Source organism: Staphylococcus sp. GDY8P120P (assembly GCF_017892065.1).
Lineage (GTDB): Bacteria > Bacillota > Bacilli > Staphylococcales > Staphylococcaceae > Staphylococcus > Staphylococcus nepalensis.
This window is the reverse complement of sequence record NZ_JAESKI010000007.1, coordinates 101,410-124,385: the sequence shown is the minus strand read 5'-3', so window position 1 is coordinate 124,385 and position 22,976 is coordinate 101,410. Positions and strand designations below refer to the sequence as shown.

Here is a 22,976-nt window from a genome sequence, read left to right as displayed (position 1 = left end):
TATAAAGTCGATACGTTATGATAGCAATATAAATAAAAGTTCAGTAATTAAAGGAGTGTCAAACATGTCCATTTTAAAAGTAGAAGGATTAACTAAAAATTATGGAAACAAACATAGAAAACAAGAAGTACTAAAAGGGATAGATTTCACAATCGAAAAAGGTGAATTCGTAACAATTATGGGACCATCTGGGTCAGGGAAAACGACATTACTGAATGTTATTAGCTCTATTGATTATATTACAAGTGGTACTGTAGAAATTAATGGCCATGAAATTAATAAAATGAGTAATAAAGCATTAGCAGATTTTCGTAAACGAGAGATAGGTTTTATTTTTCAAAACTATAGTGTACTGAATACATTAACAGTTAAAGAAAACATTATGCTTCCATTATCCATTCAAAAGCTATCTAAACAAGAAAAAGAACAGAATTATGATGAAGTAACGAAAGCATTAGGTATTAGCGAATTAGGTCATAAATATCCAACTGAAATATCTGGAGGGCAACAGCAACGTACTGCAGCGGCACGCGCTTCAGTACATAAACCAGCCATTATATTTGCAGATGAACCTACAGGCGCATTAGATTCTAAAAGTGCACAAGATTTATTAAATCGTCTAGAAGATTTAAATGAAAGTATCAATGCCACAATTGTTATGGTGACACATGATCCTGTAGCAGCGAGCTATTCCAATCGTGTCATTATGTTAAAAGATGGTGATATTCATTCCGAAATTTATCAAGGAGAAGATAGCAACCAAGCGTTTTATAAAAATATTATTCATATGCAAACTGCCTTAGGTGGTGTAACAAATGAGTTTTAATCAAATCGTCATAAAAAATTTAAGACAAAATATAAGACATTACGCCATGTACTTATTTTCATTAATTGTAAGCATTGTTCTATATTTTAGTTTTGTAACATTAAAATATACAGAAAGTATTAATAATGGTGATTCGCTAAAAACCATTCAAAAAGGTTCAGAAATTGGTGCAGTATTTTTATTCTTTATTATCGTCATATTTTTAATGTATGCTAACCAACTATTTATTAAACGTAGAACGAGAGAATTTGCTTTATATCAATTAATTGGTTTAACAAGAAGAAATATTATGCGTATGCTTCTAATTGAACAAGCAATCATGCTAATATGCACTGGCATCATAGGTATGATTATAGGTATATTTGGTTCGAAATTACTGTTGATGATCGTGCTTAAAGTGCTGAGCCTTGATACAAGCGTGTCGCTAACGTTTGAATTTGCAGCTGTTATGCAGACATTGATGCTCATCGCAATATCGTTTGTATTAATATTAATACAAAGTTTTATTTTTTTACGTAAACGTAGCATTTTGACGATGATGAATGATAGCGCGCAAACAGAAATGACAAAGTCTAAAATTACAGTGTTTGAAGTCATTTCAGGTGTGCTTGGGATAGTAATGATAGGTTTTGGATATTACATGTCTACGGAAATGTTTGGTAAATTTATGGATCTATTAGTATTTACACCGTTTATCATTTTGTTTTTAACGGTTGTAGGGGCATATCTATTTTTCCGTAGCTCAGTATCGCTTATTTTTAAGACGTTGAAGCGTTCAAAAAAAGGAAATGTTTCTATAACAGATGTTGTATTCACTTCTTCTATTATGCATAGAATGAAAAAAAACGCATTGTCACTGACGATTATTGCGACAATTTCCGCAGTTACTGTAACGGTTTTATGTTTTGGTGCTATTAGTAAATCAACTATAGATGAAAATGTAGCATTGACAGCGCCGCATGATTTAAATTTTACCGATAGTAAAAAGTCAGCGCAATTTGAACATAAATTACAACAATCCAATATTGACGTTAAGAAAGATTATAAGGAAATAACACGTTCTGAAGTACTGGAAGATCAAGTATTTCAAAAGACCAGCATGAGTAGTATCCGTGACATATCTATAACAAGTAATGAATATTTTAATGATAAAGCAATATCTGGTAATAAAGCCAAATTAATTAATTTAGCAGCTGGAAGCGGCGTTGTAAAATATGAACTAAATAAAGATATTCAGTTAAAAGGTCATGGTAAAGAAACATTTGAAGTTATTGATGATAGTGAAGAAACTGAATTTATGGCTCAAGTAAGCTATGGTGGCCCTGTATTGTTAGTTAGTCCAGAGAAATATGATGCGCTTAAACACTACGGCGAAGATACAAAACAACAGTATGGTTATGATGTGAAACATCAATCAGATTTGACTAAAGCGACCAAAATTGCCCAATCTATTGATTCAAACATACAACCAAAAGAAATGGTAAAACAACAATTAAATGAAAGTATCGGTATTCTATTATTTGTAACTTCATTTTTAGGTTTAGCATTTTTAGTAGCAGCTGGGTGTATTATTTATATTAAGCAAATGGATGAAACAGAGGATGAAATACCTAATTTCCGTATTTTAAGAAAAATTGGTTACACGCATCAAGATATGTTAAAAGGACTCGGACTCAAAATTATCTTTAATTTTGGATTGCCATTGGTTGTTTCCTTATTGCATGCGTATTTTGCGGCAAAGGCATTTATGGGATTATATAATACTGCTAATATGACGCCAGTTTATGTTGTAATGGTTATATATTCAGTCATTTATTGTATATTTGCGATAATGTCCTTTATTCATTCAAGTCGAATTGTGAAACACTCAATATAAAATTGGAACCAATTTCATCATAAAAAATAGTGAAATTCGAAAGCTGATGGAGCGTATCATTTTTTAATAAGATTCGCTCCATTTTTTGTTGAATATAAATGGGATTGAAAACATGGCGTTCGTACATTTGTATTTGAATATGGCTATTGCTAACAGCCATATTCAAATCTAGGTTACGACTTTATATTGTTAACTTACTTCTATTTTAAAGTAGTGACGTTTAGCTTATTAGCAACCATTTTTAGCATAAGGGTGGTATCTGCTACTATCTCTTATGTTTGTTTGAGATAATTCATGGGAACTGTTAAATGATGGGAGTAATAAAATATGGAGGTAATGCGATGAATTTAATAGAATTTCATAAACAAATTAAAGGCTATACTCAAAATAGACAACCTGGCATTCAAAAAGATATGGAACCACAGCCGCTAACAGAAATGGAAAATTATAAAAGTGGCGGTAAATTAGTTGGTAAAGTTGCTTTAATTACAGGTGGTGACTCTGGTATTGGTCGTTCTGTCGCTATTTTGTTTGCGAGAGAAGGCGCAAATGTTGCTATAGGTTATTACGACGAACATGAGGATGCACAAAATGTAGTTGATAATTTGAAATCAATAGGTGTATCAGCAAAAGCATATGCACATGATCTAAAGGAAGTAGAAGCATCTAAAGAACTCATTAATAAAGTTGTAAATGATTTTGGGGGTTTGAATATCCTAGTAAATAACGGTGGCGTTCAATTTCCTCAAGATAACTTCCAAGAAATCACTCCAGAACAAGTTAAAGAAACATTTGAAACGAATATTTTTGGTATGATGTTTTTATCACAAGCGGCAGTGCCACATTTAAAAGACGGAGATGCTATTATTAATACCACAAGTGTCACAGCATATAGAGGTTCAGCGCATCTTATAGATTATTCAGCTACAAAAGGCGCCATAGTAGCTTTCACACGATCTTTAGCTACTACGCTTATGGAGCAAGGCATACGTGTGAATGCAGTTGCGCCAGGTCCGATATACACACCGCTGATTCCAGCTACATTCTCAGAAGAAAAAGTAGCACATCAAGGTGAAGATACACCAATGGGCAGACGTGGCCAACCAGCAGAACTTGCGCCATCTTATGTGTTTTTAGCATCTTATGCAGATAGTTCTTATATTACAGGTCAAGTGATTCATGTTAATGGTGGTGACTATACTACTTCTTAATAAAAAAGCGGGCGAGGCTTCAACACTTCTGACTAAAAACAAACGCCAATTTCTATTGAACAAATATAGAAGTTGACGTTTTCTTTGGTTTTGTGAAATTTTGTAGCTCATTGAACTACTATTTTCTTAAATCCAGTTTTGCGTATTGAAAAAATTAATATTATATTTTTTAGTTTTAACTTTAAGAAATAAACTGTATATGATTAAAGGAATTCTATTAAATTTATCTATGGTGTGTAATCTACAACATAGCATTGATGGCGACACACCTATAGAAAGATCATACATCTTGAGGCTACGGACTCAAGACGTACCTAAAGTAAGGGAGCAAAATGATATGAAGTATTGGTATAAAATGAACCCCAAAAAGATTTCTAACTTAAGATATCTTTTTGGGGCTGAACTGTTGGATTCACCCGAGCCTCTTAAATATGATATAGGCAGCATATAAGTAAACTTACACAAATCTTTTATAGCGTTATTATCTCAACGCTCACTTTTAGAGTAGTAGATATAAATCATGTTTTGCTCTCTGAAAAAGTATTGGTTAATTGCCTTTATATTATATAAAGCTAGTAATATATTTAATATCAAGAAACATATTTATATAAATGAATCGCTTTTGTGTTAAAAGAAATCAGCAGGGATGAAATCATCTACACTTATATTTTTAAATGAGTCAAAGTTAACATTTTCGATATTTTGCAGTATTTCACCATCTTTAAATTGTTGGTAATAATGCTTTGTTTCTGCTGCGACGTCATGTTCTTGGAACGTTTTTACCGCACCTAGTATAATTAAGATAGCTATGGCGCCTTTAATTATTGTTTTCATAATAAATGACTCCTTTTGATGATTATATATATATTATAATAGAAATTTTAATTGATGACATACGTCTATAGTATTTATAAATCATCGTACCTTAGTAGTATATATCAATCAAAGTAGTCCATTTTATAGTATATCTTAAATGGTAGTTAGAGACCGAAAGCAATCGGCAACCAGAAGTAAGCAAAGAATGATATGACAATGATTGTAAATATATTGAGGATAAACCCTGCTTTTACCATATCTTTCATTTCTAACTCATCTGAACTAAACACGGCTGCGTTGGGCGGTGTTGAAATTGGCAACATAAAAGCGCAAGTTGATGAAACTGCAACAATCCCCATAATAATAAATGGATCTTGACTAATAGCTGCAGCGAACCCAATACTAATTGGCATTAACATATTTGAAACTGCAGTGTTGGACATTACTTCTGTGAGGAATAAGATACCAGTAGTAAGCACGATAACAATTAAAATTAATGGCAGTGGTTTTACAATACCTAACATACCACCGAACCACTTGGTCAGTCCAGAATCTTCGAATGCAGCTGCTAATGAAAGGCCGCCTCCAAATAATAGTAATATACCCCAGGGCAGTTTGTTCATATCATCCCAAACGAGTAAGCCGCCCTTATGTATTTTGGCTGGAATTAAGAACAATAGTACTGCGCCTGTCATTGCAATCACTGTATCAGATAAATGTAGAGAAGTAGGAAGCAAGCCGCCTCCAATCCATAATACACTCACAAATAAAAATACAATGCCAGTTAATTTTTCTTCTAAGCGCATTGGTCCTAAATCATGTAAAGATTTCCTAGCGAAATCAGAAGATATTTTGTCTGCATCTTCAATTTTAAATAGCCATTTTGTCATTAAGAAATATAATATAAAAAGTAAAATAATCGTCAATGGCAAGGCGAAAACCATCCATTGCCCAAATGAAACTGTTCTGTCTAGACTTGACGATGCGATGGCTGCGAATACTGCGTTTGGAACTGAACCAATCAAAGTAGCTAAGCCACCAATTGAAGCAGAATAGGCTACTGTAAGCAACAGTGCCTTACCAAATTTATGTGCTGACTCGGGTTTTAAAAATTGTGCATCTTTAATTTCTTGGATTAAGGCTAATGCAATAGGTAACATCATTAAAGCCGTTGCAGCATTTGAAATCCACATCGAGATAAATGCTGTTGCAATCATCGTTCCTAAAATAATACGATTACTGTTAGAACCCATCATAGCAATAATGGTCATTGCAATACGTTTATGTAAATTCCATTTTTCAATCGCTAATGCAATAATAAAACCACCCATATACATAAAAACAATTGGGTCAGCATATGCGCTTGCAGCTACCGTTTCATTTGTACCTCCACTTAAAGGTAGTAAGATAAGTGGGATTAATGATGTAGCTGGTATTGGAATAGCTTCTGTAATCCACCATGTCGCGACAAAAAGTGTTACAGCAAGCACAGCTCTAGGCGCATCGTCTAAATCTGTAATACTTGGGACAAAGTAAAAAATTAAAAAGAGCAATGGTCCTAGTACCAAACCAATCTTTTGTTTCATAGAAATTTCCCCCTTGTTTGTACCCTTGCAATAGTAAGAATACCAATTCAGAAAAGCTATGACAATTTATTTTTCAGAAAATTGAAACAAGTATTATAATTATTGTTAGAATAAGCGAACAGATTAGAAATATAAAAGGGAGTGATTTTATGGAATTTGGTACAATCGTAGCCAAAGATGATATTTGGGTGTTGTGGGCAATTATCATTGTGTGGGCTACAGTGAGTTTGTTTTTAGAGCAACGTTATCAGTGGGCAAGTACTATATCGGGAGCCATTATAGCGTTAGTCGGTGCGATGTTACTTTCTAATTTTAAAGTAATTCCAACAAGTTCTCCAGTTTACGATACAGTGTGGGATTATGTTGTACCTCTATCGATACCATTGTTACTTTTTAGTTCTAATATTTTAAAGATTTGGAAAGAAAGTCGTCGGTTATTATTTATTTTTTTAATTGCTTCTGTAGGCACTATGATTGGAACTACCGTAGCATTTATCATTCTGAACCATTCGGTGCCATATTTATCTAAACTAGGCGCAATGATGACAGGCAGCTATATAGGTGGTGGCGTGAATTTTGCTGCTTTAAGCTCTAAATTAGAGGCGCCGAGTGATATGATATCATCTACTGTCGTAGCAGATAATAGTGTTATGGCACTATATTTTTTATTATTAATCGCCATACCATCCATACCATATATTAAAAAACATTTTAATACACAATATGGCGGTAAAGATACTTCAGGATCTCAACAAGCATTTTGGCAACCTAAAAAAATCCAATTGTTAGATATTGCATTTTCTTTAGCTATAGCCATTGCAATCGTTGCTGTTAGTTTTAAGTTTTCAGAATTTATTCAACATGTGGTCCCGCAAAGCAATGTGTGGTTGGTAATACTAGTATCATTTTTTGGCGATTTTTATCTGTTACTTACTACTTTAACATTGGTGGTAGTTGCTATATGGGGCGATTTCTTTGAAAAATTAGCTGGTGCATCTGAAATTGGCACATTCCTCATTTATATTTTCTTTGTAGTCATCGGGACACCTGCTTCATTTGTAACGATTATCAAAACAGCGCCATTGCTTTTTATCTTTGTAATTATCATTTTAATTTTTAATTTAGGTTTAAGTTTAATGTTGGGAAAATTATTGAAATTTAATGTAGAAGAGATTTTGCTAGCGAGCAATGCAACAGCTGGTGGACCAACTACTGCTGCGGCCTTAGCTATAGGTAAGGGATGGACTAGTTTAGTGGGACCAATCTTAATTATTGGAACGCTAGGTTACGTGATTGGCAATTATGCTGGTACATTAATGTATCAATGGCTTAGTTATCTTGCTTAGTGCTATGAGGTGAGTGTGTTGACGGTGTATTAGTGAGATAGATATAGTAAGAATACTAGAAATATAACTCATGTTTGGAGGCGCTATTATGACTGAAAAAGACAAAATGCTAGCAGGTGAATGGTATGATGCTAATTATGATGAGGATTTAGAGAAAGAAAGAAGCAAAGCGAACGATTTATGTTTTGAATTGAACCAAACGAAACCAAGTAATAAAGAAAAACGTCATGCTATTTTGAAAGAATTATTAAATGATGAACCTAATCATTTAGAATTACTGAGCCCATTTTATACTGATTATGGCTATAATACATTTTTAGGAAAACACGTATTTATTAATCATGATTGTTATTTTATGGATGGTGGTAAAATCTTTATCGGTGATCATGTTTTTATTGGGCCTAAATGTGGCTTTTATACAGCAATACACCCATTAAATTATCAAGATAGAAATATTGGTTTAGAACAGGCCTTGCCTATACATATCGGAGACAATGTTTGGATAGGAGCAAATGTGATTGTTTTGCCGGGAGTGACGATTGGTAATGGCGCAGTGATAGGTGCTGGAAGTGCAGTAACTAAAGATATCCCAAGTAATGTATTAGCAGTGGGTTCTCCAGCTAAGCCAATTAAGACGATTGATAATGAATAAAATTGCTATATACCTTAAGTTAAATAATGAAAAATATATCACTTGATTAGGATGGTAGTGAGGACAGTCCGGGGCATAAATAGATGTCTCGGACTGTTTAACTATATTGAAATTAGACAGAGTGGGATGAAAAGCGTTTTAGTTAATAAAAAAGAAAGAACGAAAAATTGTGTAAAATTTTAAAATAAATTAAATCTGTTTTAAAAAATGTTCCGCGGAGCTTAAATTAAATATAATAAAATTGTTCGGAATATAATAAAAATTTATGTTAGAATATATAGATATGGAAATTGGTAAGGTTAGATTTTTGTGAGTTATAATATTTTTGTATGTACTTGTTATAAATAGATTTGATAGCCTTATTTGAAATGGGTTGAACTATTAATTTCCACAAATTTAACGTATCAGTAGTTCAAAGGAAGAGGAGAATTATTCATGGACATTTTAATAGGGACCTTGTTTTTAATAATAGTCTTAGTACTATTTACATTATTTACATATCGTGCTCCTAACGGTATGCGTGCCATGGGGGCGTTAGCGAATGCAGCGATAGCCACATTTTTAGTTGAAGCTTTCCATAAGTATGTTGGTGGCGATTTGTTTGGGATTCAATTTTTAGGTGATCTCGGTGATGCAGCTGGAGGTCTAGGTGGCGTCGCAGCAGCTGGTTTAGTTGCCTTGGCTATAGGTGTTTCACCAGTCTATGCTTTAGTGATTGCAGCAGCTTGTGGCGGTTTAGATTTAATACCGGGATTTGTCGCAGGTTATGCAATTGGTTATTTAATGAAATTTGCAGAAGATAAAGTACCAGATGGCGTAGATTTAATTGTGGGTATTTTAATTATTGCTCCGTTGGCAAGATTGGTCGCAACAGTGATTACACCATTAGTTAACAATTCATTACTGAAGATTGGCGATATTATTCAAAGTTCTACAGAGATTAATCCAATTATTATGGGTCTCATACTAGGTGGCGTAATTACAGTGGTCGGCACAGCGCCTTTAAGTTCGATGGCGTTAACTGCATTATTAGGATTAACAGGCATGCCAATGGCTATTGCGGCAATGGTTTCATTTTCATCGTCCTTTATTAACGGTACGATGTTTAATAAATTAAAACTTGGAGATCGTAAATCTAGGATTGCAGTTTGTATTGAGCCATTATCACAAGCCGATGTCGTTTCTGCGAATCCAGTCCCAGTATACACAGCAAACTTTATTGGAGGTGCTTTAGCAGGGGCAGTTATTGCTTCATCTGGCATGATCAATGATGCTACCGGAACGGCAACGCCACTTGCAGGTTTCCTTGTTATGTTTGGGTTCAATGATCCGATGAAAATAATTATCTATGGTGTAATTGTAGGTATTATAGGATTAATTGTAGGTTATGCATGTTCCGTTTGGTTTAAGAATTATCCAATTGTTACAAAAGAGGATATTGAAGCACGTTAAAATTAAGTATAGTCAAAATCAAAGCATGTCATCAAGATTTTTAAAATTACTTATGACTGACGTAAAATGGATACATGAAGTGCATTTTATAAAAAACAAATGATTATAGAAAAATAGGAGCGCGAGCATATAGAGCCAAATGGGTTTTGTGACATCTATATGCCCGCGTTTTTTATAATAATTAATTAACTTTGTATATAGGTTTAATCACTTAATTGGCTATCTGGTACATCAGTGATAAACATGTGTCCAGGTGCATGTGTAACCATTAATTCGGGCTTAGCGTCTAGAGCGACAGATTGTGGTGTTACACCACATCCCCAAAATACAGGGACCTCATTTTCTTTAATCGTAACAGGTTCTCCAAAGTCAGGTTGAGTGATGTTTTCAATGCCAATTTCTGATGGGTCACCGATATGAATAGGTGCGCCATGAACATTTTTGAAATGTGTCGTAATTTCAGTTGCTTTTATGGCTTGTTGCATGGTCATCGGTCTCATACTTACGGTGATATTTCCTGAAAATTGGCCGCTTGGCGCTGCTGGAATGTTTGTCACATACATCGGTACATTATGTTCTTCTTCAATGTGACGGATTGGAAGCCCAGCTTCTAATAAGGCATGTTCAAAGGTGAAACTACAACCAATCAAGAAGCTTACCATATCGTCATTAAATAAATGTTTAATATTGACCGGGGATTCTACTAATTCTCCATAACGATATACTCTATATTGAGCAACTTCGCTAGTTATATTAGCGTTTTTACCATAAAAAGGAAAATGCGTAGATCCTTTTTCAGATACGTCTAAAAGTGGGCATGTTTTAGGGTTCCTAAAACAAAATTTTAAAAAGTCATACGCGTAAGCAGATGGTAATATGACTACATTTGCTTGAATATAACCTTTAGCCATGCCACTTGTATGACCTGTGAGTGTACCTTCACTTATCAATTTTCTTAATGTACTTGGATGTTCTGTTTGTAAATTCATCAAGTGTGCCTCCCATTCATTTGGATATAGATATATTTTAGCAAAAATTAAACGATAAGTTGTATAAATACTTCTGAATATTGTGCGAATTCAAAAAATGATTATAGAAGAGAAACTAATTTTGTTTTCACTTCTACAATCACAATATTGAGTTATAAGGTCGAGCAGAACTTTATTAATCATATCACTGATAATGGCTCAATTTATTTTTGCCATCGTGTATTATCAATAATTTTTAAATGCGTTGTTAATTTAATCGTCTTTATTTTTTGAGTGATTACTCTCGTTTTTGTGATTAGGTTTATCATCTTTAACGTTTGCTTGTTCTACTGAATGATGATCATTATGGGTTGGGTTTTTACGTTCACGTTCTTCTAATGGTATAGAGTAATCCTTATCATCATCGATATAAGTCATTTTAAAATGTTCTGTTGGTTCTCTTCGTAAGGCACGCATTAGGGAGAAAATCATAAGCAACAGAATAAGTGAGAAAGGTAAACCAGTAACCACAGAGGCTGTTTGTAAACTTGTTAGACCGCCTGCAATTGTCATAGCGACTGATATGGCACCAATCAATATACCCCAAACAATTTTATGCTTAATTTTAGGATTTGCAATACCACCAGTAGCCATACCAGCAACGATATGGGTAGTAGAGTCAGCGCTTGTAATGATAAATATAAAAATAAGTGCAATCGCTAAAGCACTAGTTATATCAGCAATAGGAAATTTAGATAGCAATTCAAACAGAGCAACGGTATAGTCTTTATCAACAATATTTGCGATGTTATCGTTACTAGTTAATGCAATTTTAACTGCTGTGCCCCCAAAGCCTGCAATCCATGTAAAAGAAATTAAAGGGGGGATAATTAATACACCAATGACGAATTCTCTGATAGTTCTACCACGTGAGACACGAGCTACAAATCCGCCTATAAATGGAGACCAAGAGATAACCCAAGCCCAATAAAAGACAGTCCATTGTTGTATCCAGCCATTATCTCCTGTATACGGACTAATTCTTAAACTATATTCAACGAAATGACGTAAGTAATCACCGACCGCTAATGTATACGATTCTAAAATAAATTTAAAATCTCCGAATATAAATATAAAGATAAGTAATATTGCGCCTAAACCGATGTTGACATTGCTTAACCACTTAACCCCTCTATTGAGGCCTGTAACAGCTGAGGTCAAAAAGATAGCGACCATTAAAATAGTAATGGATATTTTTGTTATATTATTATTCGGTACATTAAAGACATGATGGAGCCCACCACTAATTTGCATAATACCTAGACCAATTGATGTAGCTATCCCCATAACAGTAGCTATGATAGCTAATATATCTATCACGTTTCTGTATGGGCGTTTATAAGATTCACCAAATACGGGTTCCATTGCAGTTGAAATAAGGCCATTACGTTTTTTTCGAAATTGAAAATAGGCCACTGTTAAACCAGCAATCGCAAATATAGACCACTGTGAAATTCCCCAGTGGAAGAAAGTATAACCCATAGCAACACGGGCAGATTCTGCAGATTCATCAGGTGTTTTACCAGGAAATGGTGAATGTAAATAATGTGTTAATGGTTCGGCTACTCCCCAAAAAACAATGCCGACGCCTAAACCAGCTGAAAAAAGCATGCCAATCCAAGACATCATTGAAAATTCTGGAGCTTCATTATCATTACCCAATTTAAAACGACCATAGCGTGAAACAGCTAAAGCAATTAAAAAGATATCTAAAATAAAAATAATTACTAAGAACAGCCAACCAAAATGATTCGCTATATAATCGTAAACTTGTTGTGCATGTGTTCCGAAAACCGTAGGAAAACTTCCTGCGATTACAGTAATTATGACAATGATTGCTACGGATATCATATAAACAAGATTCCGATGTTTTTTCTTTCTGTCGTATGCATTCTTGTCATTCATAATAGTATTAAATCATCCCTTTGTTTTTATTTATATTAAGCAATTACCCTAACATCATAACTGTATTCGCTTAAAATTTTGTAAATATATTTTAAATATTATACTATAGGGTAGGCCAACGTGAATAATTTGTATAGTGTTGGGTATACAACCTATGAAAATAGATGTTTTTAAGGAGGTTAAATATGAAGCGAACTGTGGAAAAAGTATTGGCTTGGTTAGGTATTCTCATACAGTTTGTAGTTATTTTTTTAATGGCCATTGCAGCGCCATTTTTAAATGATGAGAGTTATAAAAGTTCGTTGATGCGTTCGGTCGAAAACCAAGATATAATCCGTGACAACTTAACGCAAACAGAGACTTCGCAATTGCTAGATAACATAAGTCAGTTATTTATCATCGCTTTAGGGACTGTTATTATAACGACAATTCTAGCACTCATATTTGTATTGTTAATTAATAAGTTACCTAAAACAGTTGGCGTTATACTTGTATTACTAGCTATTGTAACTGTATTTACTTTAAATCTGCTCACGGCATTATTATGGCTTATCGCTGGAATTATATTATTAGTTAGACAGCCAAATAAAAAGAGTAAATCCAAAAAAATACATAAGAAATAGGTGAATTATACTTTCTACATGATCCTATTATAAGCAAATAAGTTATGAAGTAGTTAGTTTAGTCATAGACATATTTTGGAAATAAGTTAAAAACACTTTCGTTACAACCATGTTGCTGGACTGAAATTAAACGAAAGTGTTTTTTAAATACAGTTATTATAATAAATCATTCTGACAGGGAATAAGGTAGTTTGTATATGAAGAAAAAGGACGTTTCACCCATGAAATAAGAACGCGTACTTTTCATATTAAACCCATTATTAAAGCATATTGGCTACAGTGACAAAATACAATATATTTCTATAAAAGTTATTGTAAGCGATTGCATTTGTTGTGTGATACCTATACAATGAAATCAAGAATGGAAAGTTTCCATTTTAGTTTTCTATTTACAAACTTAACATGGGGGTAGAAAAATGGTTGTTAATTATAAAAATGAACCGGGCATTGACTTTACAAACAATGACAATGTCGAATCATTCAAAGAAGCTTTAAAGAAAGTGAAAGGTGAATTAAATCAAAAACTTCCCTTAGTAATTAACGGGGAGAAAATATTCACTAAAGATACATTCCAATCTATCAATCCTGCAAACACTTCTGAAGTCATTGCAGAAGTATCAAAAGCGACAACAAAAGAAGTGGACAAAGCATTTGAAGCTGCTGACGAAGCTTATAAATCATGGAAGCGTTGGACGCATAGAGAGCGTGCTGAGTTTTTAATTAAAGTTGCGGCTATTATTAGACGTCGTAAAGAAGAAATTTCAGCAGTGATGGTGTATGAAGCTGGCAAACCATGGGACGAAGCGGTCGGCGATGCAACTGAAGGTATTGATTTTATTGAATACTATGCTCGGTCAATGATGGAACTCGCAGATGGAAAACCAGTTTTAGATAGAGAAGGGGAACACAATCAATATTTTTATAAACCTATCGGCACTGGTGTTACAATCCCACCATGGAACTTCCCGTTCGCAATTATGGCTGGTACGACATTAGCACCAGTGGTTGCAGGGAATACAGTGCTTTTAAAACCAGCTGAAGATACACCATTAACAGCTTATAAATTAATGGAGGTATTAGAAGAAGCTGGCTTACCTAAAGGCGTGGTAAACTTTGTGCCAGGTGATCCAAAAGAAATTGGCGATTATCTCGTAGACAGCGTGCATACGCATTTTGTTACCTTTACAGGTTCACGTGCCACAGGTACACGAATTTTTGAAAGAGCTGCAAAAGTACAAGAAGGACAACAATTTTTAAAACGTGTCATCACTGAAATGGGTGGTAAAGACGCAATCGTTGTTGATAAAGATATAGATACAGATTTAGCAGCAGAATCTATTGTGACATCAGCTTTTGGATTCTCTGGCCAAAAATGTTCTGCTTGTTCACGCGCTATCGTTCATAAAGATGTATATGATGAAGTGTTAGAGAAAGCAGTTAAACTAACAAAATCATTAACATTAGGTAATACAGAAAATAACACATATATGGGCCCGGTTATTAACCAAAAACAATTTGATAAGATTAAAAATTATATCGAAATTGGTAAAAAAGAAGGCAAATTAGAACAAGGTGGAGGCACTGATGGGGCTACAGGTTACTTTGTTGAACCTACTATTTTCTCTGGGCTTAAATCAAGTGATCAAATCATGCAAGAAGAAATATTTGGTCCAGTTGTTGGCTTTGTGAAAGGTAAAGACTTTAATGAATTACTAGAAATAGCAAATGATACAGATTATGGTTTAACAGGGGCGGTTATTACTAATAATCGTGAAAATTGGATTGAAGCTGTGAAAGCATATGATGTTGGGAACTTATATCTTAACCGTGGCTGTACTGCAGCTGTTGTTGGCTACCATCCTTTTGGTGGTTTCAAAATGTCAGGTACTGATGCTAAAACAGGTAGTCCAGACTACTTATTAAATTTCTTAGAACAAAAAGTTGTTTCAGAAATGTTTTAAGGCATAATGTAAAATAGAGCAAGATAGCATTGCTATCTTGCTCTATTTTTTATATGTCATTAACTTGTATATTAATCATTTTATGAAATAGTTTATCAATTTCTTCTGAAGGTAGTTTGATATCATGTTCGCGAATCCATTCCATAAATGCGTAAAGGGTAGTGCCGTAAACATAAAAAACTAAATCTATCGGGACAATTTTATCTACTGATATCCGGTGTTCATTCTTTTTAATATCATTTTGCAATACGCGAATAAAATGATTCTCAAGCGTACGTTCAAATTCTTTATCGTCTTCTTGCTTACTTTTAATTTTACTGAATTCTTCTATATCAGTTATCGATTTGTTTAAAATCGTAAAAGGATTATTGATTCGTTCTTTCAAATCTGTAGAAAAATAATCTTGTGTTAAATCAGTTGTTAAATAAATAAGTAAATCGTATTTGTCATAAAAATGTTTATAAAATGTTGTACGGTGCACTAACGCTTCATTACATATTTGGTTAACTGAAATGGTTGAAAATGGTTGTTTTTCTAATAATTCATATAAACTTTGAGAGAGTGCGCGTTTTGTTTTAATAACACGTAAATCTTTTTCATTCATTCTACAATTCTCCTAATTTGTAGTTTAAATATACAGAAATGCATATTTAATTCTTTTTGAAACAGGGTAAAGAGATGTACGATACTAATAGAAATAATCTACACTATATGTATAAACTATAACGTTGTTTAAATAAGGAGGCAATAGTTTGGCAAAATTTTTATACAAACTAGGTTCATTTGTTGCTAAGCACAAATGGTGGAGTATAGTTGCTTGGGTTGTTATTCTCGCAGCAATTATTATACCGCTTACAATAAGTTCGCCGAAGTTTGATAATGATATTACTATGAACGGGTTACAGTCACTAGATACGAATAACAAGATAGAAGATGAGTTTGGGCAAGATAGTGAAAAAGCTCAAATACGAGTTGTGTTTAAAAGTGACTCCGATAATGGCATCGTAAAACAAGATATGACAAAAGATGTCAAAGATACATTGAAAGATATTAAAGATAATGATAAGGATATTAAAGATATTACAGATCCTTATGATAATAAACAAATTAGTGAAGACAAGTCTACAGCGTTTGCTGACATTAATTATGATGTTTCAGCAACATCGTTAAAACAAGACTCTAAAGATGAAGTTAAAGACCAAGTTGAAAAATTAGAAGAGGATCACAATGTACAAGTTGAGCTCATGGGTACAGGCATGGAATCTACTGAAATTGGTGGCGCTTCTGAAATAATTGGTGTTATTGTTGCATTTGTTGTTCTATTGATTACATTTGGATCGTTTATTGCAGCAGGCATGCCAATCATTAGCGCTTTACTTGGTTTAGGTACAGGTGTAGGCATCATCTCATTATTGACATACGCATTTGATATCCCGAATGTGACTTTAACACTGTCTGTAATGATTGGTTTAGCAGTGGGTATTGATTACGCATTATTTATTTTATTTAGATATCGACAAATCGTGAAGAGCGAACCTAATCATATTAAAGCAATTGGTTTAGCAGTGGGTACTGCAGGTAGTGCAGTTATTTTCGCTGGTGTGACAGTTATTATTGCTGTTTGTGGTTTATCTCTTGTAGGTATCGATTTCTTAGCTGTCATGGGATTTGCTTCAGCGATTAGTGTGTTCGTAGCAGTAGTTAGTGCATTAACATTATTACCAGCATTAATTAGCATTTTCCATAAAAAAATTCATCCTAAACAAACGAAATCAGAGTTTGATGGAGATGTGGACACAAAATGGTCTAAATTTGTTGTTGGTAAACCTTTAGCAGCTGTGCTTATTGGCTTGATTATATTAGTTGTAGCTGCTATACCGATTAATGACATGCGTCTTGGTATCCCAGATGACGGTATGAAACCAGAAGATACTACTCAGAAAAAAGCATATGACATTGTTTCAGATAAATTTGGTGAAGGATTTAATGGTCAAATCGCAATGCTTGTGAATGTGAAAGACCAAAATGATAATCCAGAAGATTTACAAAAAGATTTACAAAGCTTAACTAAAGATATTAATGATATGGATCATGTGGATATGGCGACGCCACCCCAATTAAGCGACAGTAAAGATTATGCATTAGTAGCAATCATCCCAGAAAAAGGACCAAATGCACAATCCACAAATGATTTAGTTCATGATTTAAGAGATTATGATGACGATGCTAGAGATAAATATAATTTCAAAACAGAAGTTTCTGGACAAAGTGTTATCAATATTGATATGTCCCAAAAATTAAATGAAGCTATACCATTATTTGCTGGTGTGATTGTGGCATTAGCGTTTGTTCTATTAATGGTAGTATTCCGTTCTATTATCATCCCGTTAAAAGCAGTATTAGGTTTTGTGCTGTCCTTAGTAGCGACATTAGGATTCACAACCTTAGTAATGCAAAAAGGATTTATGTCAGGCTTATTTGGTGTAGATACGACCGGCCCGTTATTAGCATTTTTACCAGTTATCACAATAGGTCTACTATTTGGTCTAGCTATGGACTACGAAGTCTTCTTAATGTCTCGTATCCACGAAGAATACAGTAAGACAAGAAATAATGAGCATTCAATTAAAGTAGGTATTAAAGAAAGTGGTCCAGTTGTAGTTGCTGCAGCGCTTATCATGTTTAGTGTGTTTATCGCATTTGTCTTCCAAGACGACGTGATGATTAAATCTATGGGGCTATCATTGGCCTTTGGTATATTATTCGATGCCTTTATTGTTCGTCTATTATTAATTCCTGCATTAACGCAATTATTTGGTAAAGCTTCTTGGTATATGCCAGCGTGGTTAAACCGAATATTGCCGCATGTAGATATTGAAGGACACGCTTTACAAAGTGAGATGCCTTCAAGCAATTATGCCAATATAAATCAGTCCACACATCATGATAATTATGATCGTTCATTTAGTATTCAGAAGCAACCAAGTTACGCTAAAGAAGACAATCATACGGTTATCGTTGATCACAAAACGAAAGTATTATATAACGAAATTGCGCAACAAACAACACAACCTGAATTCTTGTATGAAGCTTTAAAATCATACAAAAAAGATTTATTAGCGTCACAAGATGAAAGTGAAATACAATCATCTGTAGCACGTAAACCTCGTAATAAGCAAGTGAATAAACAAGGCAATGCAGATGATCAAATTGTTGAATTGTTATCGCAACAAAGTGAAAATATTCGTCATTTAAATGAGTTAATTGAAAAAGCGATTAATAAAAATAAATAGACATTAGTTTTTAAAGTTTGAGCATACAGTTAAAATTTGAATGTGGTATGTGCTACAAACATTTCTGAAAAAACTAAACGTAATTTTAAAAGAGCAAGTGTAGAAAACCAATTCGTATTTTGGTTTCTGCATTGCTCTTTTTTTATGTCTAATTACTGACAAATCAAAAAAGAACATGAAAATTCATATTTACTTTATTAAAATGTATTTAAATAAAGAGGTGTGATATGGAAATCTTTTACGATATAGAATTTAATGACAGTGGTAATTCAGTAGTGAATTTTAACGATGGCGTACGTATGGTATTAGTGCTTAAAAGTACGTTGAAAGTTGTAAGAGGGAGTCAATTTCAGACTTTTCAAGCAGGTGATGTATTTATTATTAATCATAGAGAACGTTATCAATTTATAGAAGAGGATGATGCTTTATATATCAGTATTCATTTAGCGGAAGCTTATTTACGACAATATATTAACGACTTTAATGGTAAAATGTATATTTTAAATCAGCAAACGTTACAAGGTGTGATTTATAAACAAATTATTAATGCAATTGCTAAAATTGGTATTGTCTATATTAGAAAAGGGAAATTTTATCGCTTATATTTAGAACAGCAATTAATTGATTTGATATTTATTATTGTGCGTTATTTACCAACACATGACAATGCAACGCTTGAAAATGACATTAACGATGAACGTTTGGAATTTGTATGTAAATATATTGAAAAATATTTTAATACACCTATTACATTAAGTGAAATAGCCGAAAAAGTTCATTTGAGTACGACGTATCTTTCGAAACTATTTACGAAACACATGAGCATTGGTTTTAATCATTATATTAATCATATTAGAACAGAACATTGTAAAAATGATTTGGTTCATACAAATGCATCAATCACACAAATTGCTTTAAAAAATGGTTTTAGCAACTCGACTATGTTATTAAAGTATTTTAAAGCAAATACTGGGCTAACACCATCACAATATAGAACCCGATATCAAAGTGAAGATCACCCAACGAAAATAAAAAAAACAACAGAATTTGAAAACTATCAAAGGTATTTATATTATTTATCTTCATATATACAACAAACGCTTGGAACCATCATTCAATCTCCTGATAATCAAAAAGTAATTGATATTACATTAGAAAATAATCTAAGCCAACAATTATCACATTACCAACATGTTATTCAAATTGGGAGCTTTGACACGTTACTCATTCAAAGATATAGAAAACAATTAATAGAAGTACAACACGATTTAGGATTAGATCATGTTTTAATTAAAGACCCTATATTAAAAGGTTATATTGATCGTAATGTGATTGAAAGTGACGAAATGATTCCCAATATGCACCCTTATATGAAAGTGGATGAATGTTTAAATTTTCTATATGAGCATCAAATAGGGTTAGGTATCGAAATGCATCCGCCAACGTTGCCTTCACAATTTGAAAAATACACAAAAGAATTAAAGTGCTTATTAGAACATATTTATAATACGGTTCCTAATAGAGATTGTTTTAAACTTGTTGTTTATCTTAAGTGTAACCATACGCAGAAAATATTAAACGTTATCACTTTGTTTAAGCAATATTTTGAGTTCGCCCATATTGTACTTAATATTGATATGGATAATATGAATGCGTTAGCGACAGCTAAAAAACTACTGTCAGAAGCAAGCACAAATATTGATAGTATAGCGTTTAACGCAAACCAAAATGATATTATTAATTTTAAATCTATAGAAAGTAAACAGTATGATTTAGCAAAAAGACATATCATCGCACAATATAATACCATGACACGATTATTAGGAGTGAAGGATAAAAATATACCAGTGGTGCTTCTTAATTGGAATACTTTAACTGGTAACACGCACCTCACTAACGGAGAATACTTTAGAGCAGGTATTATTTTTGAACAACTCATTGATATGAATCATCGTATCCATGCAATTGGTTATTGGTTAAATCACGAATTACATCACCAATATAATGCAAATGATGTGATATCAGAGCTGAATGGTATCGATTTATATCACCAATTTGATGGAAAAAGACCAGCATTTTTTACAAGTATGTTTTTTAAGAAATTATTTAAACAAGTGCTATTTAAGAATGAAGACTGTATAGTTTTAGGGTGTAATGATCAATTTCAAATCGTGGTATGGGATGCAGAACATTATAACCCATACTACACTATAAATGAGAAATCGGATTATTTGCTACATAAAGAGTATCAACTCAATATTTTGAATGCAGACAAAGGCACTTACAAAGTTAAACACTTAACTCTGGACAAAAATAATGGTGCACTTTATCAAGTTTGGCAGCAATACAATACGCGTCATGGTATGGATGAAGAAACTATTAATTATGTGAATAGAGTATCTTACCCTAAATTAGACGTTAGCGAAGTGGATATAGTAGATACAGTGTCTTATCATTTAAAGTTACAAACCAACGCGATACAAATCATTGAGTTTAAAAAATACTTTTAATCATCTTCATAAAACGTTTGAATACCATCTGTTATATATAAATAGCGGGTTACAATTTAAAACGCATCCTAGAACAACCGTTAATATAAAATGCTTTAGCATATTTATTGGAACTGCAATCATTTATCAGGTAGAGAAACATAGAAATCAATTTATTTATTGTAAGTAATGATTTTTATGTTTCTCTCTTTTTTAGTTATCAATGAAAAGACAAAAAAGATATATTACATTTTTGTCTTCTTTAAATGAAAAAAATAAGTAGAAAATATTAGATACTAGAAACACAAATATTCTATATTTTTCAAAAATGGTACTCGTTATGATGTTTTGTAGAGAGGATAGCGAGTATCATTTATTGAAAATGTCGATAAACAAGCACATTTTTCAATCGAGCTAATCTTCCCTATTTGTCATTTAACAAAATAATTTAGGAGGACGAACAAATGACTCAACAGGGAAACGTGCAAACGTATAGAGGCGACAATAAATTAATATTAGGTATTGTATTAGGCGTCGTTACTTTTTGGTTATTTGCACAATCATTATTAAATGTAGTGCCAACGTTACAACAATCGTTTGATAGTAATATTGGCACAATCAGTATCGCTGTAAGTATTACAGTATTATTCTCAGGGATGTTTGTGGTTGGAGCTGGCAGTCTTGCTGATAAAGTAGGACGTGTGAAAATAACTTATATTGGATTATGGTTGAGTATTATTGGCTCACTATTAATCATTATTAGCAACTTACCAGTATTACTCATTTTAGGGAGAGTGATTCAAGGTTTATCAGCAGCTGCAATTATGCCATCAACATTAGCAATTATGAAAACATATTTTGAAGGCAAAGATAGACAACGTGCATTAAGTTACTGGTCTATCGGCTCATGGGGCGGTTCAGGATTGGCATCATTATTTGGTGGCATGGTGGCCACATTTATTGGATGGCGATGGATTTTTATCTTATCAATAATTATTGCTTTGATGGCGATGTTACTTATAAAAGGGACGCCGGAAACAAAATCAGATAATACAACCGATTTAAAATTTGATTTTACAGGCCTCATACTTTTTGTAGTGATGATGTTAAGTATTAATATTGTTATTACACAAAGTGGTACATTCGGCATCGTTTCACCTTTAATATTGGGTCTGATTATTGTATTTGTATTAACTACAATGTACTTTATAAAAATTGAAAATAAAAAACGTAACCCACTTATTGACTTTAAATTATTTAAAAATAAAGCATATACAGGCGCAACGTTGTCGAATTTCTTACTTAACGGCGTGGCCGGTGCCTTATTAGTGGCAAATACTTTTGTTCAAAAGGGATTAGGTTTTAATGCGTTTCAAACAGGGCTTTTATCAATCACATATTTAGTAACTGTATTATTGATGATTAGAGTTGGTGAAAAAGTGTTACAAAAAGTAGGCGCAAAAAAACCTATGTTATTAGGAACTACTTTTAATATGATAGGTATTATTTTAATCTCATTAACGTTTTTACCAAGTGTATTATATGTCATTGTATGTATTATTGGTTATTTATTATATGGTTTAGGCTTAGGTTTTTATGCAACACCTTCTACAGATATGGCGATATCTAATTCGCCTGAAGATAAAGTGGGGGTAGCTTCAGGTATTTATAAAATGGCTTCTTCATTAGGCGGCGCATTTGGTATAGCTTTATCTGGTGCATTATATGGTGTTGTTACGGCAGCAACAAACGTGCAAATCGGTGCATTGGCAGGCTTATGGCTGAACGTCATCATGGCACTTTTATCATTTGTTATTATTTTATTGACAGTACCATCTTTTAAAAAGCAAATGAAAGCATAATTCTAAAATACAACGCTTTAGTTTAAAAAGTATATAATAGCAATTAGATA

16 protein-coding genes are annotated in these 22,976 nt (G+C 33.1%); 11 read left to right on the top strand and 5 right to left on the bottom strand.

Annotated elements, in window-relative coordinates:
• The first annotated feature begins 64 nt into the window (after nucleotides 1–64).
• From KA900_RS05130 to KA900_RS05120, 3 genes are all read left to right on the top strand, one after another.
• Nucleotides 65–826: an ABC transporter ATP-binding protein gene (locus KA900_RS05130; protein WP_103373060.1), complete on the top strand. Its 762-nt coding sequence runs from the start codon at nucleotides 65–67 to the stop codon at nucleotides 824–826.
• On the top strand, nucleotides 816–2,702 hold the full coding sequence (locus KA900_RS05125) for an ABC transporter permease (RefSeq protein WP_096808358.1): 1,887 nt from the start codon (nucleotides 816–818) through the stop codon (nucleotides 2,700–2,702). The genes KA900_RS05130 and KA900_RS05125 overlap by 11 nt, the downstream gene beginning before the upstream one ends.
• Nucleotides 2,703–3,043: 341 nt before the next feature.
• On the top strand, nucleotides 3,044–3,913 hold the full coding sequence (locus KA900_RS05120) for an SDR family oxidoreductase (RefSeq protein WP_096808359.1): 870 nt from the start codon (nucleotides 3,044–3,046) through the stop codon (nucleotides 3,911–3,913).
• Nucleotides 3,914–4,540: 627 nt separating this feature from the next.
• Here the strand turns inward: KA900_RS05120 and KA900_RS05115 are convergent.
• A complete protein-coding gene (locus KA900_RS05115; protein ID WP_115341915.1) occupies nucleotides 4,541–4,747 on the bottom strand; it encodes a hypothetical protein in 207 nt (68 codons plus the stop codon).
• 146 nt (nucleotides 4,748–4,893) lie between these two features.
• Nucleotides 4,894–6,315, bottom strand: coding sequence for an SLC13 family permease (locus KA900_RS05110; RefSeq protein WP_119487705.1), 1,422 nt, complete (start codon nucleotides 6,313–6,315; stop codon nucleotides 4,894–4,896).
• 149 nt (nucleotides 6,316–6,464) lie between these two features.
• On the opposite strand from KA900_RS05110, the gene KA900_RS05105 reads away from it, so the two are divergent.
• From KA900_RS05105 to KA900_RS05095, 3 genes are all read left to right on the top strand, one after another.
• Complete coding sequence (locus KA900_RS05105; RefSeq protein WP_119487706.1) at nucleotides 6,465–7,661, top strand: DUF819 family protein; 1,197 nt, start codon at nucleotides 6,465–6,467, stop codon at nucleotides 7,659–7,661.
• A gap of 88 nt (nucleotides 7,662–7,749) precedes the next feature.
• Nucleotides 7,750–8,313 carry a sugar O-acetyltransferase gene (locus tag KA900_RS05100; RefSeq protein WP_115341917.1) on the top strand — a complete coding sequence of 188 codons (564 nt, stop codon included), beginning with the start codon at nucleotides 7,750–7,752 and terminating at the stop codon, nucleotides 8,311–8,313.
• A 435-nt stretch (nucleotides 8,314–8,748) separates the two neighbouring features.
• On the top strand, nucleotides 8,749–9,765 hold the full coding sequence (locus KA900_RS05095) for a PTS sugar transporter subunit IIC (RefSeq protein WP_096808365.1): 1,017 nt from the start codon (nucleotides 8,749–8,751) through the stop codon (nucleotides 9,763–9,765).
• A 203-nt stretch (nucleotides 9,766–9,968) separates the two neighbouring features.
• Here the strand turns inward: KA900_RS05095 and KA900_RS05090 are convergent, their stop codons facing one another.
• Nucleotides 9,969–10,754, bottom strand: coding sequence for a putative hydro-lyase (locus KA900_RS05090; protein ID WP_119487707.1), 786 nt, complete (start codon nucleotides 10,752–10,754; stop codon nucleotides 9,969–9,971).
• Nucleotides 10,755–11,006: 252 nt separating this feature from the next.
• Nucleotides 11,007–12,698, bottom strand: coding sequence for a BCCT family transporter (locus KA900_RS05085; RefSeq protein ID WP_096808367.1), 1,692 nt, complete (start codon nucleotides 12,696–12,698; stop codon nucleotides 11,007–11,009).
• 185 nt (nucleotides 12,699–12,883) lie between these two features.
• Here KA900_RS05085 and KA900_RS05080 point away from each other — a divergent pair, with 185 nt between their 5' ends.
• On the top strand, nucleotides 12,884–13,321 hold the full coding sequence (locus KA900_RS05080; RefSeq protein WP_096808368.1) for a DUF4064 domain-containing protein: 438 nt from the start codon (nucleotides 12,884–12,886) through the stop codon (nucleotides 13,319–13,321).
• 416 nt (nucleotides 13,322–13,737) lie between these two features.
• Nucleotides 13,738–15,282: an L-glutamate gamma-semialdehyde dehydrogenase gene (pruA, locus tag KA900_RS05075; protein ID WP_096808369.1), complete on the top strand. Its 1,545-nt coding sequence runs from the start codon at nucleotides 13,738–13,740 to the stop codon at nucleotides 15,280–15,282.
• 49 nt (nucleotides 15,283–15,331) lie between these two features.
• Here the strand turns inward: pruA and KA900_RS05070 are convergent, their stop codons facing one another.
• Entirely contained in the window at nucleotides 15,332–15,886 is a 555-nt protein-coding gene (locus KA900_RS05070) for a TetR/AcrR family transcriptional regulator (RefSeq protein ID WP_096808370.1), read from the bottom strand.
• A gap of 148 nt (nucleotides 15,887–16,034) precedes the next feature.
• Between KA900_RS05070 and KA900_RS05065 the strand changes: the two genes are divergently transcribed.
• The 3 genes from KA900_RS05065 (at nucleotide 16,035) to KA900_RS05055 (ending at nucleotide 22,926) form a co-directional block, all read left to right on the top strand.
• Nucleotides 16,035–18,575 carry an MMPL family transporter gene (locus KA900_RS05065; RefSeq protein WP_207606308.1) on the top strand — a complete coding sequence of 847 codons (2,541 nt, stop codon included), beginning with the start codon at nucleotides 16,035–16,037 and terminating at the stop codon, nucleotides 18,573–18,575.
• Nucleotides 18,576–18,802: 227 nt separating this feature from the next.
• Nucleotides 18,803–21,085, top strand: a complete 2,283-nt coding sequence (aryK, locus tag KA900_RS05060) for a transcriptional regulator AryK (protein WP_119487709.1) — start codon at nucleotides 18,803–18,805, stop codon at nucleotides 21,083–21,085.
• Between the two features lie 443 nt (nucleotides 21,086–21,528).
• A complete protein-coding gene (locus KA900_RS05055; RefSeq protein WP_210139341.1) occupies nucleotides 21,529–22,926 on the top strand; it encodes an MFS transporter in 1,398 nt (465 codons plus the stop codon).
• Nucleotides 22,927–22,976 lie beyond the last annotated feature (50 nt).

Coding starts and splice junctions, on each gene's coding strand:
- KA900_RS05120 (WP_096808359.1), top strand. CDS start 3,044: ATGAATTTAATAGAATTTCATAAACAAATTAAAGGCTATACTCAAAAT.
- KA900_RS05095 (WP_096808365.1), top strand. CDS start 8,749: ATGGACATTTTAATAGGGACCTTGTTTTTAATAATAGTCTTAGTACTA.
- KA900_RS05080 (WP_096808368.1), top strand. CDS start 12,884: ATGAAGCGAACTGTGGAAAAAGTATTGGCTTGGTTAGGTATTCTCATA.
- KA900_RS05055 (WP_210139341.1), top strand. CDS start 21,529: ATGACTCAACAGGGAAACGTGCAAACGTATAGAGGCGACAATAAATTA.
- KA900_RS05105 (WP_119487706.1), top strand. CDS start 6,465: ATGGAATTTGGTACAATCGTAGCCAAAGATGATATTTGGGTGTTGTGG.
- aryK (WP_119487709.1), top strand. CDS start 18,803: ATGGAAATCTTTTACGATATAGAATTTAATGACAGTGGTAATTCAGTA.
- KA900_RS05070 (WP_096808370.1), bottom strand. CDS start 15,886: ATGAATGAAAAAGATTTACGTGTTATTAAAACAAAACGCGCACTCTCT.
- KA900_RS05125 (WP_096808358.1), top strand. CDS start 816: ATGAGTTTTAATCAAATCGTCATAAAAAATTTAAGACAAAATATAAGA.
- KA900_RS05090 (WP_119487707.1), bottom strand. CDS start 10,754: ATGAATTTACAAACAGAACATCCAAGTACATTAAGAAAATTGATAAGT.
- KA900_RS05085 (WP_096808367.1), bottom strand. CDS start 12,698: ATGAATGACAAGAATGCATACGACAGAAAGAAAAAACATCGGAATCTT.
- KA900_RS05100 (WP_115341917.1), top strand. CDS start 7,750: ATGACTGAAAAAGACAAAATGCTAGCAGGTGAATGGTATGATGCTAAT.
- pruA (WP_096808369.1), top strand. CDS start 13,738: ATGGTTGTTAATTATAAAAATGAACCGGGCATTGACTTTACAAACAAT.
- KA900_RS05115 (WP_115341915.1), bottom strand. CDS start 4,747: ATGAAAACAATAATTAAAGGCGCCATAGCTATCTTAATTATACTAGGT.
- KA900_RS05130 (WP_103373060.1), top strand. CDS start 65: ATGTCCATTTTAAAAGTAGAAGGATTAACTAAAAATTATGGAAACAAA.
- KA900_RS05110 (WP_119487705.1), bottom strand. CDS start 6,315: ATGAAACAAAAGATTGGTTTGGTACTAGGACCATTGCTCTTTTTAATT.